This window comes from Pseudomonas sp. ESBL9 (genome assembly GCF_036668715.1).
GTDB lineage: Bacteria > Pseudomonadota > Gammaproteobacteria > Pseudomonadales > Pseudomonadaceae > Aquipseudomonas > Aquipseudomonas lundensis.
The window spans coordinates 84,101-98,262 of sequence record NZ_JAZEVV010000003.1; the positions used below are offsets into that span (position 1 = coordinate 84,101).

The following is a 14,162-nucleotide window of genomic DNA, read 5'->3' on the forward strand; positions in this document are numbered from 1 at the left end:
AATGAGCGCATTTTTATTCTCCTGAATTAACGGACAACCGTGGTGGTCGTGGTGTGGTCGATGTAAGTCACTGCGTCGCGACGGCGACCGCCGAACGTGGCACACAGGCTGGCGAAGAACGCACCGATCAGCAGGGTGATGAACATCCACAGGGTGGTCCAGGCAGCGACTTTGGCAGCCGTGTCAGCCGCTTCTTTAGCTTTGACTTTGGCCTCTTCAATGGCCTGATGGGCCTTGGCGTAGACTTGGTCAACCCGTTGCTCGGCTTCAGGCTGAGTCAGGTTGGTACGCTGAGCGACGATTTGTGCCAGGTAGGTACGGTCGTCAGCACTCAGTTGGCCATCATTGCCCAGGCTGCGGACGAAAATGCGCGTCACGATGCCGTGTGCGGCGTCTTCGCTGACGGCGGTGCCGCGATCATCGCGAAACAGCGTGTCGATGAAATAATCCGAGCTGTTGCCCGCACCGTTGTTGGCGTGGTTGCCCGCAGCGCTACCGGCTGCACTGCTCATGGCGGTGGCTGCACCCGATGCGACGTTCGCACCGGCTTGTACGCCGCTGCCAATCACACTGCTGACCGAGCCGGCAACCAAGGTAGCGGTCACCAGTGTGGCCACTGCCCACGCCAGGAAACCATGGGCGGTGTCGCGGAAATACACTTCATCGCCATGCATGTTGGCCCATTTGACCCGCAGACGACCGGCCAGATAGCCGCCCATGCCCGAGGCAATAATTTGTGTCACGGCCAGCCAGATGATGGCGGTGATGCCCAATCCTTTGGCACCTACGCCCTCGCCTGACCACGGCGATACGGCTGAAAAGCCCAAGCCTGCGCCCAACATCAGCAGCAAGAGGGAAAGTGCAGCGGCAGCGGCGGCACCTGCAAAGATCGCGGCCCAAGACACACCGGAGTGGCCAGAGCTGTCTTGCAGGGCAGCGGGATAGTGTTCTGTAGTCCCGATCATTATTGTTGTGCTCCTGAAATGGTGAGAAGTGCAGCCTTCATTCAAGAGATTGCAGGGGGTGTGCCAACACCGGATTTATAAAAAACCAATGTTTAACAATGGGTTAGAAGTCTGAGTATTTTGCTGGGTCATGCAGGTTGCATGATTGACGCGAAAGGGGCGGGCGTAATGCATTGAAACAATTTAGGGGCGGAAGACGGCTTGCCGACAAACAAAAACGGGAGCCTGTGTGGGCTCCCGTTTGGGTGTCATCAATGATGACGATGCTTGTTCTTCTTGCGATGGCCGTAAGCATGGCCCCGGCCTGGGTGATCGTCGCGGTAGTAGCGACGATTGCCACGATCACGGTAATCGCGATCATCGGCGTCGCTTTTGTTACCCATGTAGTTGCCCAACGCGCCGCCTGCGCCGCCGCCAGCGGCTGCGCCGACCAGGCCGCCCGTGCTGCCGCCCATGCTGCGGCCCAAGACGTTACCGCCCGCTGCGCCCAGGGCGCCACCGATGGCCGCTTCGCCACGGCTGCGTTTGTCCGCACCCACGGCACTACCGGCCGCGCCGCCTACGCCTGCGCCAATGGCCGATCCGGTCGAGCCGCCGAGTTGTTGTCCAACCACGGCGCCAAGAACCCCGCCTAATGCGCCGCCTACACCGGCCTCGGTGGTGCCACCGGCCGAGGCTACGCCACTGACCAGGCCAAGGGACAACAAGAGAATCGAGGTGAGCTTCATAAGTAAGCCTCAAAGGGATGACGGCGCGATCCTGAGGCTGTACGCGGTTGGTTACAATCAAAATCCGACCAGTAACACGAGTTGTACACAATTTACTAAGTTATTGTTTTTATAAGGGAACTTAATGGATTTTGCACGGTCTGAGCATTAGTTCGGACAGGCCGCTTTCTCAGGAAAGCGGCCTTTTTTGTGTCTAAAACAAAAGCATCGCGTCATGTGGGCTCAGGCGAGGGTAGGGGGACGACAGCGCGCGCTCGGTCATTGCACGCTAAATCTCCGTGTTGCACTTCACTTATAGACACACACGGTTACGAGGTCGAACTGACCAAGCCTCAGATTCGACTGCAGCCTTCCTGCTTCAGATGATTTGACAGGCAATTCGCATGAAGAAGGAAGGTAACGACGACTCTTTTTTCGAGCCCCTCTGGAAACCGAAACGTCCAAACGGTGGTGCCTCTTGGGCAGCTTGGCAAAAACTGCCTCTGCCAGAGCCGGTGTATCGCTCAAAAGATGAGTGGCCATCTCCCAAGCCACGCACTGATTTGGTCTTCGCCACATCCTGCGTGGCTGAAAACGGGTGCTGCACCGATGCAAGAACCGCCACCGAACCGGCTTCCATGCTTTTGCCTTCCGCGTCAGAGGTCATGGCAGTGGCCATCGGTGCGGATCCCGGACTGGCCCGTGTTGCGAGTGACGGCACATTCCACACTGACAAACAATTGCGCAGCATGAGCAAGGCCACAACACGGGTACGCTTTCAGTTCCGACGTGATGCCGAAGGGGTCACGCAGATTTACGGCATTCACACCGGCGCGTCAGGTGATGACTCAGTACGCACCGTGCAGGTGAAATGGAACGCGAACAAGACTGCATTGGAAGCCGAACTTAACGGGGTGCTCCTCATCTGGACGCCACCCACAGTCCTTCAAGAATACTGCCACTGACTTACCCCCGTGCTATCCGCACTCTTTCATTCCGGGACCGTACACCTAAAACAACGTTTGGTGGACGTGCACAAAGTGAGCACGCGAAATCAATTGCATGCACATAACCCTAATGGATGTCTTGCATGCCTGGACGTAAGAACTGCCACTTTGCAGGTTCGCTGCGCAGCGGTCAGGGGTCAGCGGCGCTGATGGGCTTGATCCAATCGCGCAAATTCAAAGGACATGATCCTTTCGCATACTGTCATTTCTGACAGTAGCGCTATTTATAAAAAAGGTCGAGGATGCTTCAGGACGCATTGAGTGAAATGGGACTTTTGATAAATAAAACGACTAATTTGAGCCTGTCTTTTTTGCAAGACTTCTTTTATTAGACTTGTCCTGAAAAAAGGCTCGAAATGTGGTGCAGCCATAGGGTTGGGCAGATTATTGTCTTTAAGCGTTAGTTTTCAGTTGCGAGAAACGAAAACTAAAAAACAATAAGCGCATCGACATTCCGAAGCATGCACCACTGTATGCAGCCAAACACTATATCCAACATCCAGAATGGATATGCCTAACCGTGGACGAGGCAAGCAATGAGTAATTTCGACTTGGCGATTGGGTTATCTTCATCCGAAATAAATCGTTATTTAAGCGAATATTATAATGTCGCATCAGACGGTGATAGCCTATTCAAAGGCAGCGAAGAAATCGAGGAGATGGGGTTGACCCTGGTTTTTGAATGGCATGTTACGCAAGCCCCTGAGTTTGTGTTCGGTACCCCTGTCGACAGTGCGTGGGCTATTGCTCTAGGAAAAGACGGCCAGACTAATGAAGAAGCCAATCGCCCGGTTCCCAGCGACCCAATGTTGCAGTTAACTATTCCTGTTATTGATGTCAAATGGGGAATTAAAGACACTGAACTGCAATCTGGCACGGCACACAATGTAATCGCCTATGCAACGCTGGATTTTTCAAATTCAGCGATAAAAATCACGTTGGTCGCGCTCAGGATCGATCAAAGTGGATTTCAGGATATGGATAAACAGATCTTCAATCTTCTAGTTCTGCCGGTTATCTTCGATATGGCCGAACAGGCACTGTCTGTGATTAAACTCCCGGAGATTGATCTCCGCGGGTTGGAGTTCAATCCCTTGCAGGTTATCTTGAAAGAGAAATACCTGTTGGGTGCAGCGACGTTGAAGAGCAATCAGAGCCCTTTGGATATTACCAGTCTTACTATCGCGCAAGATCCGGCTTTTATCCTGTTGAGTCGAGACGTTTTCAATAGTGCATTGACGGCTGCATTCGCGTCCAACGGCGAATTTATTAAAGAAGAGACAGGCGTTTTTAATAGTCTTGCAGATTGGTCTTACACAGTGAAAGCACTCCCCAGCCTGGCATTGGATACCGTCTCACCTTTAGTTGTAAAGGGCACTGCCGACATGAGCGTAGACGCTGAACTTACATTAACGGACGAGGCGCTTTTTATGCTAACCCCTCAGGGATGCGCTTTCGCCCTCTGGGGTTATTTCTGAACATAGTTTAACTACTTGTCTGTGTGTGTGTGACGGAGACCGTTATGAAGTTATATTACGATGTTGCGTTTCACAATACGCCGGTATGGATGGCGGTGAGCATTGTTTTTGAGGGCGGCAGTATCAATGCGGTCGTAGGGGAATTGCCGGATGTGGAGTTTGAACTGACTCCGCGCGGCGGTGGAATGGAAGCCATTATGTCGACAATACTAGAGCCCATCGCAGAAAAAATAGTGAATGATAATGCCGGTGCCCTGGAGGAACTAATAGGTTCAAATAAATTCGAAGTCATGAAAGTCGAAAGTATTCCATTTAACAACATGCAACTGTCGCTCGACTCACTCAGCACAGGCAGTCATGACGTAGACGGTGAAGACGTTTTTAAGATATTGCCTAAGCTGACCGTTACAGCGGCTCCAGCCGGCCTTAACAAGGAGATCGTCTAATGCTCCTTGATCACTTTGTTTCATCTATCACTTCCCCCCACAGCACCGATTCGCTTGACGGGGTTCTGCCACCTTTTTTTTCAATTAGCGAGTGCGGCCCTTATTCATTACGTCAACATATCGACCTTCCCGGAAGTCAGATAGGTGGAGAATTGCTGTTGTCGTTAAACGAACTTTCGGTGACGCCTGTGAGTCTGGCATCTGTTGAGTCGGGATTCGACAAGCGTCAACTTAAAGTCACGCTGAATCCAGCGGCACTTAAAGGCCGTTACGAATTGTTCTGCCTCGAGAATCCGCGGGTTACGATGGACACAGGCGGCCTCTTGGGCCGTTTGCCCAGTACCAACGGCGAAGTCCCCCCAGAATGGACTGAGGAGCGCTATTTCCGATTTGTGCAGCTTGAGCAAGAGCGCGCCAATTTAAATGAAACGGCCAATGGCCGTGAGTTAGTGGGTCGTTATAACGAGCACAACGATGCTTATCATGATGTATTCACCCAAAACGAACAACTCCGCAAGCACTGGGAAGAAGATGGTGCCACAGAAGAAATGGGCATCTATACGTCTGCGGCCTTAAAGAATGGAAGTGTGATCAACCCCGCTGATCGTGGTTTTGGTAGTAAAAACGCCAGCTACAACTCTACTTCTTTTGCGCAGAGCCTTTATTTATATTTTGCGTGTATGGGTGGAGGCTTTGAAGAAGCCGGGATAGCGGCCTTAACATTTAAAGATATGATTGAAACCGAGACCGGTAATACAGACTCCGAGACGGTTGGGCTGACGCGTTCACAGGTTTATGCCACCGTTAACAATGCTTCTCGGCGCTCACGGGTTGAAGGCCCGAATGCCAAAACGTTGGCCCTGCATTCAGCGTTTAGCAAAATCGTTACTCAAGAGACTGTAACTGACCATGACATCGACTTTTTCGCTAGAAACGGTTATGTCATGGACCCTGAAACACATCAGCGACTGAAAGCAATTTACCAAGCGGGAGTCCGCCAACGCGACCCTAAACAACGTATCGAAGTCAGCAGCGCCAACTTTGAAGTCAATCTGGCACAGAGTGAGTTTGATTATGTGCTGACTGAGCAGCCAGACGGTGTGCTGACCGTCAAACTCAGGGCCACGACCTTAAGAATTCCGGAACTGCTACTGTGCACAGGCCCTGCCTTCGACGCCAATACGTGCTTTATTCGCGGGCTACTGATTGACCGCATCAGCTCGCAGTTGACTCGTTACCTGCGCGCACTGGCCAGGCGGGAAGGGTGATGCCAAACCTCTCTTTTTGCTCCCTTGCTTGCCCTCCTCCAGTACCTGGCGAGTCGCCTTTCACCATGATCAGTGAAACGCTGCTCAGCGACGATCTTGCACTGTTTCGTCAGGAGATTGATCAGGCACTTCAGGACCAGTCGCCCTATCTGACGAACATTGAGCGCCAGATGTTTACCGGCGGAAAAAAAATTCGCCCAGTCGTGATGCTGTTGGCGGCACGGATGATCGCCGGTGCCAGCCCGTTAAATCCAAAAGTTCATAAAGGGGCAGCGTCACTGGAAATGCTGCATGTGGCGACCTTGATCCACGATGACATTGTTGATGAAGCAGCGTTGCGCCGCGGGCTGCCATCGGTTTCGGCAGCCCGTGGCATCAAAACGGCCTTGCTGGTGGGCGACCTGCAGTTTGTACAAGCGTTACGCGGGTTTGCGCACACGGTTGAGACCGATAGAGATATGGGCCTTGTGCGCCTGGTGCTCGATACGGCGTTCGATATTTGCCGCGGTGAACTGGATGAACTGGATCGCAGTTTGCCCGCGGATATTGATGCAGCGCTTGCCCGCTACTACAAAACCATCGACCGAAAAACCGCCGAATTGTTTCGCTTGGCTTGCCATGCAGGCGTTGAGCTGGCAGGTGGACGCTTGCGCGATGCTCGACGGGCGGGCTTTTTTGGCCGCTCATTGGGACGAGCGTTCCAGATCATGGATGACGTGCTCGATCTTGTAGAGCACGAGGGTACTGCGGGAAAAGAGCGCGGCGTTGATCTTGTCCAAGGCCGGCTGTCTTTACCCGTTCTTTTTGGGTTACAGCGACTGGGGCCTGAGCACGCTATCGGCCAAGCACTCAGAGGCGACGTTCAGTTAAGTGGTGACGCGCTGGAGCAGGCCATCGACGGGCTACGTGAATGTGGAGCCATTGACGTGGCGTACACACAAGCGCAACGCGAAGCGCAACAAGCCCTCTTTTATCTTCAAGGCTTTCCTCTATCAGCCTATCGCTCAGCACTGGAAGACCTGGCCCTGTATGTCGTCAATCGTCCTTTAAACGGGCAACTTTAATAATGGTAAAGGAGGCCCTTTTCCATGAGCACGTTAATGAGTTTTATCCTTGATTCCTTACAACCACGGCTGAACGATCCCGCTAATACCAAACTTTGGTTACCACGTCTCCTGACTGAAATGAGCGACGAGGGCGGCAACCCTCTGCTACCTATCCGTTCAAAGGAGCAGGATTTGGGGTTTTTAAATGGCGAACATGGCGACTACATAGCCGGTCTATTTGCCAATAGCTGGAGCATCTTTAACAGTAGATATGCAATTGTTGACCCCGACCTACCGAATCCGGCGTTGTTGTTGAGTGACGTGAGTCTGGTCGGTTTGCAAAATATATGGGTTGAGCAGGCTAGCTCACAGCCCGTAACGCAAGGCTATGACATCCAGGCTAAGTTCGTGCCAAACCATTACCCGGATCCGACCCAAGGTCTGGAAATGCCGCCACTGACCCTTAAAGGCAGGTATCGAATCACTCAGGCGTTGTGGGTCGAACCCACCGATACCGAAGAAGGTCGCAAGGAATCTATTACAGGCACAGGTGCCTTCACTGCGGTATTTAGTAACTGTGTACTGAACGCACCGTTAACGCTAGAGACTGTCGATAGCGCAGAGCCGCGTTCAGCCTTAGTCACACTGAGAAATTTGTCCCTGGACGCTATGACAGGTGAGCGTCCCAAGCTGACATTTGACGATTTGACACTGGAAGATGGTCTTGAGGATGAAGACGCATTAATCATGTATATCAAAATGGCGCTCAATGCAGCGGACGGCCAAGTGAGCATGCTCGACACCGTTGCGAGCATGCTCAATAAACCTGACAACCTTGTTTCTATCAGTGCTGAACTTACAGAACACCTGAACGCTAGCCTGGATGGGCTATTTGGCGTATTACCCGCACAAGGCTTGCCTGATGACAGTGATCACCAGCAAGGCGCAACACCGTTAGATGTATATTTTTTCGATCGTTTGCGTGTTGCACTCAATGAGCCGGGCAATGACTGGTATTTACCGTTGTTATTGCGTAATAGTTCAGACCCGGTATTGGAACCTTATACGAACCCTCACATAGTGATTCCAGATCAAGAACAGAGCGGGCTCGACTACACCGACATACAACTCAATAACCTTAGCCTAACTGGGCTTTCCAATGCCTTCATACCACTGGATACCAGTGTTCTGACATCACCCGATATTGCCATGGTTATAGATTTTGGTGTGTTACCCGAAGGCAGCGCGGCCTTACCGCCAGCACCACCTTTAACCATGCAAAGCCATTTCTCATTGGTTCAACAGGGTATAGAGCCTCTGCCGCTCAAAGGTCTTGTCACCGCCTCATTACTTGAAAGTCACATGCAGCTTGATTTGGCGCTGGGCGGAAATAATGTCAGCGACCTTGAGATTATCGTCAGTGAAGTTGTTTTTTTATGGGAGACAGGCTTGGTGGAGATGACGGTTACGTTAGAGCCGCGTGACACTTATTTAGAACAAATCATCAAAAAAGTGCTGGATAAAGAACAGGTCCACACCACGATTAAAACTCACTTGATGGAGGCATTGGCAAAACAAAAGAACGAGCTGTCTGCCAACTTTACACGCTTAGTGCGCACAGTCTTACAAAACAAACTAAATTAGGGAGAGTGTCATGCTAAATAATCAGCTGGTTCAAGCATTAAAAAACCTCCTGCTCACTCCGACCTCCGACTTCTATATTTCAAATTTATTGCACGACCCGGATAAGCAATCACTTGACCCTCTCGTGATCGAACGAATCGACATGGGATCGTTTGATATCCTCGAATCGAAGATTGAAGTGGTCTACGCAGATATAGTATTAAAAGGTCTGAGCAATACACAAGTAAGATTCGACGCAAATAACAAGCCTGAAATTATTGTTGACGGCAATCGGGTCAGCTTCAAGGCCAAGCACCCTAACACTCAGGCAGGGTATGACCGCCCAACTGATGTGCCTGCGGAAATTGTTGGTTCAGGCAGGCTGATTATTAGAATTGACGGTAACTTAATGCCGGAAGGAACACTGGCTTTAACGATTAAAAGTGTCAACGATGTGCAAGGGGTCTTTAACGCCATACTTGAAGTTGAGGAGCAGTTGGACACGGCACAGGTTGAATTTACGGCCATTTCGTTTAACCCCGAAGTCACCAACGAAAACCTCGCGATTGATATCGAATTAGAATCTATTTTTGTAAGCGTCATTAAACAAATTCTTAATCGTGAAGACAAGCTCCAGACGTTCGTCAATGAGCTGAACATTCATCTGTCGACGGATGCATCCTTAGCGGGATTGTCGCAGGTGGCTACCCAGTATGCACGCCTGGCACTCGGCGACTTGAGAGCGGTGGCCAACGTTGCATCGGCACGTATCAACCATAACCCTAATGCACATTTCGCACTCACCATACCGTATACCTTCATTAATCTAAAAATCACTCAATACGTCGATTTACTCATTGATGAGCTTTGGGGAGTATATGAAGATGACGAACTCGGGATGACCATCACGTGGATGCTTAGCTCAGCCCCCACGATCGTCCCTGGCTACATCGACACATTAAAGTTCACGATGGTAATCTTCGTACAACACAACGGCCTGCTCCCTCCCTACATTCAGGCGTCCTACAGTGCCCGTATTGACTTTGTTAAAGAGGAGGACCAATTTGCATTACAGCTCGGAGAGGATTCGGCTATCGTACTTACACCGCATGACCCGTTCGTCGATGCCATCCTTAAGCGCAACAAAGCTAATTTCCAGCAATATATACAAAAATATCTGAACCTATTTAATATACGTATCGTGCCTCCTCCATTTCTCCCGGAAATTGCCAATGTCGATTTGGTCAAGTGGCCTACCCCGCCAAACATTCCAACAGAGCAAATTTTGCGCATTAATTTTTTTCCAACAGCCACAGACTTGCCCGCCGATAACACAGAACAATCCCCGGTAGCGTTAGCGCAAAGCAATTTGAATGAAAACACGTTTATCGCTCATATAACTCAATCAAAAATAAAAGATTATTTGGATAAGGAGTTTTGGAACCCTTTAGAGAAAAGCTTTTCTCAGCAAGGCGCTACCATTAAACTTGATCATTTTTCGATGGAGTTAGGTGGCGATATTGTTGCCCTGCTCATAACGATGAGTGGACGGGTGAGGGCTGATATTCCTGTTCTGCCTGATCCTGAATGGTGGATAGAATTTAAACGTCCTCTGGATATTCATCTGCAGCTCTATGTGGTTGCCGAAAACAGTGTGAAAATAAAATATTCAGAGACCTACTTTCCTGATTTTGAACTCCATGGCTACAACGGAGCTGCTGATCTGTACGGTCATTTAATTCCCGTGCTCGAAGACCTTGTGCACGTTGAGGTTTTCAAAGGCATCGCCACTCATGTCCAGTCATTGGTGTTAAATATTGATGAGCATCTTTACACCCTGCCTCAGTTTGAGTACAGGCCTGTCAATAAAGAGGTAACGATTAAGCCATTCATAAAGAGTATCGACTCTGTGATCTATTCAAGCATTCGTTATGTTAACTTTTACGGAGATTTTGATATGACGGTAGAAGCTGATTAGCAAGGTCGCCACACATAAAAACCATCCGAAGATGCAATGCTGTTCACTTAAGCGGCGCAGCCTTGCGACTATCGGGATACTGAGTCTTTGACATCTTTACCGCCCTGGGCCTCGCGGGTCTGGGGCGTTTTGTTATAAAAAGCATACCGATGCTGTCGCGAAGCGCTTGCAGACGTCTTGGCGTATGTGAGGGGGGAACAGCCCCCGCCATAACCACCAGGCAGCTAACCGTTTGATGCGGGCACCAACGCCTACCTGCCCACCCCCGCGTCACCGCCGCCAAGGTTGTCCTCGAATCGCAATGGGACACTTGGCGGGTTTTTATGGCGTTCGGTGACGCGGTGGCTTCAGAGATTCCAGGCGTTGTGCGTCAGCTCGCTTTGGCCATGATCAGTTTCGACGGCGTGGCGGCCTCAAGGCAGATGGCCACGAACTTGGATGTCGGGGTGTGGCTGCCATCCCCGGTGCTTTCCAGTGGCACCAATGGGTTGACTTCGGGGTAGTAGGCGGCCGCTTGCCCTGCCGGGATATCAAATGCCAGCAAGGTGAAATTTTTAACCCGGCGCTCGTGTTCGTCATCCCAAATAGAAACAATGTCTACCAATTGCCCCGGCTTGAAGCCCAGTCGAATAATGTCGGCCTCATTCACAAACAGCACGTTGCGTTGGCCCTTTACCCCGCGATAGCGGTCATCCAGCCCGTAAATGGTGGTGTTGTACTGATCGTGCGAACGCATGGATTGCAGGATCAGGTCCGGCAGGCGGCCTGTCGCACGTGTGCGTTCGTCGACCAGATCCCGTGGCAGCACGTTGGGTTTGAAGGTGGCGCGACCCGCAGGTGTATTCCACTGGCGGGCACCTGCGGCGTTACCCAGATAGAACCCGCCGGGGTGTTGTACGCGGGTATTGAAGTCTTTGAAGCCTTGGATGGTGTCAGCGATCAGCTCGCGAATGCGGCTGTAATCTTCGATGACCCCGTTCCAGTCAATCGGGTGCCTTCCCAAGGTTGCCGCTGCGATGCCGGCAATGATCGCCGGTTCCGAACGCATTTGATTCGACAAGGGCTGCAACTGGCCATTAGAGGCGTGAACCATGCTGAACGAGTCTTCCACCGTGACCGCTTGCGGGCCTTGCGCCTGAATGTCGATGTCAGTTCGGCCAAGGCAAGGCAGGATCAGCGCTTCCTTGCCGTGCATCAAATGGCTGCGGTTGAGCTTGGTGCTGATTTGCACGGTCAGGTCGCAATTGCGCAGGGCCTGGGCCGTACGCGGGCTGTCGGGCGTGGCCTGGGCAAAATTGCCGCCCAGTCCGATAAAGACCTTGGCGCGCCCTTCAAGCATGGCGTGGATGGCTTCCACCACGTTGTGCCCGTTTTCACGCGGCACATTGAATTGGAAACGACGCTCCAGTGCATCGAGGAATGCCACGGGCGGGCGCTCGTTAATGCCCATGGTGCGGTCGCCTTGCACGTTACTGTGGCCGCGCACCGGGCACAGACCCGCACCGGGACGGCCAATGTTGCCGCGTAACAGCATCAGGTTGGCGATTTCCTGAATGGTCTGCACCGAGTGGCGATGCTGGGTGATGCCCATGGCCCAGCACATGATGACGTTCTTGCCTTTGAGGTACATGCGCGCGGCACGTTCGATGTCTGCCAGCGTCAGGCCCGATTGCTCGACCAGAGCGTCCCACGGGGTGTCATCCAGGCTGGCGATGTAGTCCAGCACGCCGGCGGTGTGTTCATTCAAGAACGCGTGGTCGAAGACCGCCGGCTCCCCAGCCGCCTGAGCGCCGCGTTCCCATTGCAGCAGGAACTTGGCCATGCCCCGCAACAGCGCCATGTCGCCGCCCAGTGCCGGGCGCAGGTAAGCGGTGTTGGTCGGGCGGTCACCGTTGGTGAGCATTTCCAGCGGGTGTTGTGGGTGCTGGAAGCGTTCCAGGCCGCGCTCTTTGAGCGGGTTGACGCACACCACTTGGGCGCCGCGCTTCACGGCTTCGCGCAGGGGTTCAAGCATGCGCGGGTGGTTAGTGCCGGGGTTTTGCCCAAGCACGAAAATGGCGTCGGCATGTTCGAAGTCATCGAACGTGACTGTGCCCTTGCCGACCCCCACGCTTTGCGCAAGCGCAACGCCGCTGGCTTCGTGGCACATGTTCGAGCAATCGGGGAAGTTATTGGTGCCGAAGGCGCGCACGAACAATTGATACAGATACGCCGCTTCGTTGCTGGCGCGGCCCGAGGTGTAGAACTCCGCCTGATGGGGGCTCGTCAGGTTCAGCAGGTGCTTGGCAACCAGCGCGAAGGCGCCATCCCACGTGATGGGTACATAGCGGTCGGTGGACGCGTCGTAACGCATAGGCTCGGTCAGGCGGCCCTGATATTCGAGCCAGTAATCGCTTTGCTCCAGCAGCGCGCTGACGCTGTGTTTGGCAAAGAACGTGGCATCGACCCGGCGCTTGGTGGCTTCCCAGTTAACAGCTTTGGCGCCGTTCTCGCAGAATTTGACCAGCCCGCTTTCCGGCGAGTCGCCCCAGGCACAACCGGGGCAGTCGAAACCGCCGTTCTGGTTGGTCTTGAGCATCATGCGCAGGTTTTTCAGGGCGTTGTCGCTGGTCAACCAGGCTTGCGCCACACTGATCAGCGCGCCCCAGCCACCTGCCGGGCCCTTATAGGGCTTGTAGCGAGGGGTTGGGGTTTGGTCGGCTTGATGATGAGTGCTCACGCGGGGTTCTCCTGCACCGGGCTGTACACACGCGGTGCGCTTTTTTGCGGCAGATGAATAAGGTTGAGGTTGTGGCGGCGGGCCCATTGCAGTGCCAGGCCCGTAGGCGAGGACAGGCTGATCAGGGTCTGGATGCCCGCGCGCAACACTTTTTGAATCAGTTCAAGGCTGCAACGGCTGGTGACAATCGCCGCGCCGCCGTTCAGGTCGATGCGTTGGCGCACCAATGCCCCGATCAACTTGTCGAGCGCGTTATGTCGGCCAATGTCTTCGCGGCCCATCAGCAGGTGGCCGCTGGCGTCCATGTAAACGGCCGCATGCACCGCGCCGCAGTGCTGGCCCAGCGGTTGAAACGCGCTGATGCGCTGGCGCAGGCCGTCAAGCCACTGCGCGGGCGGCAAGGGCGCACCGGGCAGGACGTTCAACTCGGGCAGCGCTTGCTCGACGGCTTCGACGCCGCACAGGCCGCAGCCGCTGGTGCCTGCCAGTTGGCGACGTTGCTGTTTGAGGTTCCAGAACGCACGGCTGGCGATTTCGACGTGGGCATACTGCGCCGAGCCCGCACCGCTGAGCGTGAGGTCATAAATATCGCTGGGGTCTTGAATGATGCCGCTGCCCAGGCTGAAACCGACGATGAAATCCTCAAGGTCAGTGGGCGTCACCAGCATCACCGCTTGATTGATGCCATTGAAGGCAATCGCCAAGGCGACCTCTTCGGCGAGGGCCGTTTCAGCACCGCTGCTGTGGTCCAGCGTGACGTAGTGGTAGTGCTGACTGGCAGCGGGCGCGGGCGAATCTTGGGCGGGCGCCGCGCACGTGGGGCGCTTGGCGTTCATAAGGCTGTGTACCGAGAGAATATTCAGGACTAAGGGTAGGCGCGACACTGTGTCGCGTCTAATCGCTAGTGCTGATCTATTGATAGATA

The 14,162-nt window shown here is 53.3% G+C and carries 11 protein-coding genes and 1 pseudogene; 7 read left to right on the top strand and 5 right to left on the bottom strand.

Features of this window, described 5'->3' with window-relative positions; genetic code table 11:
* Window positions 1-26 precede the first annotated feature (26 nt).
* Window positions 27-965: a hypothetical protein gene (locus tag V6F78_RS10070; protein ID WP_047279789.1), complete on the bottom strand. Its 939-nt coding sequence runs from the start codon at window positions 963-965 to the stop codon at window positions 27-29.
* Between the two features lie 251 nt (window positions 966-1,216).
* Entirely contained in the window at window positions 1,217-1,693 is a 477-nt protein-coding gene (locus tag V6F78_RS10075) for a glycine zipper domain-containing protein (RefSeq protein ID WP_047272847.1), read from the bottom strand.
* Window positions 1,694-2,076: 383 nt separating this feature from the next.
* Here V6F78_RS10075 and V6F78_RS10080 point away from each other — a divergent pair, with 383 nt between their 5' ends.
* The 7 genes from V6F78_RS10080 (at window position 2,077) to V6F78_RS10110 (ending at window position 10,518) form a co-directional block, all read left to right on the top strand.
* On the top strand, window positions 2,077-2,637 hold the full coding sequence (locus V6F78_RS10080) for an S-type pyocin domain-containing protein (protein ID WP_332727104.1): 561 nt from the start codon (window positions 2,077-2,079) through the stop codon (window positions 2,635-2,637).
* Window positions 2,638-3,215: 578 nt separating this feature from the next.
* Window positions 3,216-4,157 carry a hypothetical protein gene (locus V6F78_RS10085; RefSeq protein ID WP_094990858.1) on the top strand — a complete coding sequence of 314 codons (942 nt, stop codon included), beginning with the start codon at window positions 3,216-3,218 and terminating at the stop codon, window positions 4,155-4,157.
* Window positions 4,158-4,201: 44 nt separating this feature from the next.
* Entirely contained in the window at window positions 4,202-4,603 is a 402-nt protein-coding gene (locus tag V6F78_RS10090) for a hypothetical protein (RefSeq protein ID WP_047291760.1), read from the top strand.
* The gene (locus tag V6F78_RS10095; protein ID WP_332727106.1) at window positions 4,603-5,871 is read left to right on the top strand and encodes a hypothetical protein; all 1,269 of its coding nucleotides are present in this window, start codon (window positions 4,603-4,605) and stop codon (window positions 5,869-5,871) included. The genes V6F78_RS10090 and V6F78_RS10095 overlap by 1 nt, the downstream gene beginning before the upstream one ends.
* Before the next feature lie 65 nt (window positions 5,872-5,936).
* Window positions 5,937-6,935, top strand: a complete 999-nt coding sequence (locus V6F78_RS10100) for a polyprenyl synthetase family protein (RefSeq protein ID WP_070414616.1) — start codon at window positions 5,937-5,939, stop codon at window positions 6,933-6,935.
* Window positions 6,936-6,959: 24 nt separating this feature from the next.
* The gene (locus tag V6F78_RS10105; protein WP_095008079.1) at window positions 6,960-8,561 is read left to right on the top strand and encodes a hypothetical protein; all 1,602 of its coding nucleotides are present in this window, start codon (window positions 6,960-6,962) and stop codon (window positions 8,559-8,561) included.
* A 10-nt stretch (window positions 8,562-8,571) separates the two neighbouring features.
* A complete protein-coding gene (locus V6F78_RS10110; protein ID WP_332727109.1) occupies window positions 8,572-10,518 on the top strand; it encodes a hypothetical protein in 1,947 nt (648 codons plus the stop codon).
* 43 nt (window positions 10,519-10,561) lie between these two features.
* On the opposite strand, the pseudogene V6F78_RS10115 reads toward V6F78_RS10110, so the two are convergent.
* From V6F78_RS10115 to fdhD, 3 genes and pseudogenes are all read right to left on the bottom strand, one after another.
* Window positions 10,562-10,747, bottom strand: a pseudogene (locus tag V6F78_RS10115) (IS4 family transposase); the annotation flags it as partial.
* Window positions 10,748-10,888: 141 nt separating this feature from the next.
* Window positions 10,889-13,237 (bottom strand): FdhF/YdeP family oxidoreductase, encoded by a 2,349-nt coding sequence (locus tag V6F78_RS10120; protein WP_047291750.1) that lies wholly within the window; start codon window positions 13,235-13,237, stop codon window positions 10,889-10,891.
* Window positions 13,234-14,073, bottom strand: a complete 840-nt coding sequence (gene fdhD / locus V6F78_RS10125) for a formate dehydrogenase accessory sulfurtransferase FdhD (RefSeq protein ID WP_047291748.1) — start codon at window positions 14,071-14,073, stop codon at window positions 13,234-13,236. Before fdhD ends, V6F78_RS10120 begins: the two co-directional genes overlap by 4 nt.
* Window positions 14,074-14,162 lie beyond the last annotated feature (89 nt).

Coding starts and splice junctions, on each gene's coding strand:
- V6F78_RS10070 (WP_047279789.1), bottom strand. CDS start 965: ATGATCGGGACTACAGAACACTATCCCGCTGCCCTGCAAGACAGCTCT.
- V6F78_RS10075 (WP_047272847.1), bottom strand. CDS start 1,693: ATGAAGCTCACCTCGATTCTCTTGTTGTCCCTTGGCCTGGTCAGTGGC.
- V6F78_RS10080 (WP_332727104.1), top strand. CDS start 2,077: ATGAAGAAGGAAGGTAACGACGACTCTTTTTTCGAGCCCCTCTGGAAA.
- V6F78_RS10085 (WP_094990858.1), top strand. CDS start 3,216: ATGAGTAATTTCGACTTGGCGATTGGGTTATCTTCATCCGAAATAAAT.
- V6F78_RS10090 (WP_047291760.1), top strand. CDS start 4,202: ATGAAGTTATATTACGATGTTGCGTTTCACAATACGCCGGTATGGATG.
- V6F78_RS10095 (WP_332727106.1), top strand. CDS start 4,603: ATGCTCCTTGATCACTTTGTTTCATCTATCACTTCCCCCCACAGCACC.
- V6F78_RS10100 (WP_070414616.1), top strand. CDS start 5,937: ATGATCAGTGAAACGCTGCTCAGCGACGATCTTGCACTGTTTCGTCAG.
- V6F78_RS10105 (WP_095008079.1), top strand. CDS start 6,960: ATGAGCACGTTAATGAGTTTTATCCTTGATTCCTTACAACCACGGCTG.
- V6F78_RS10110 (WP_332727109.1), top strand. CDS start 8,572: ATGCTAAATAATCAGCTGGTTCAAGCATTAAAAAACCTCCTGCTCACT.
- fdhD (WP_047291748.1), bottom strand. CDS start 14,073: ATGAACGCCAAGCGCCCCACGTGCGCGGCGCCCGCCCAAGATTCGCCC.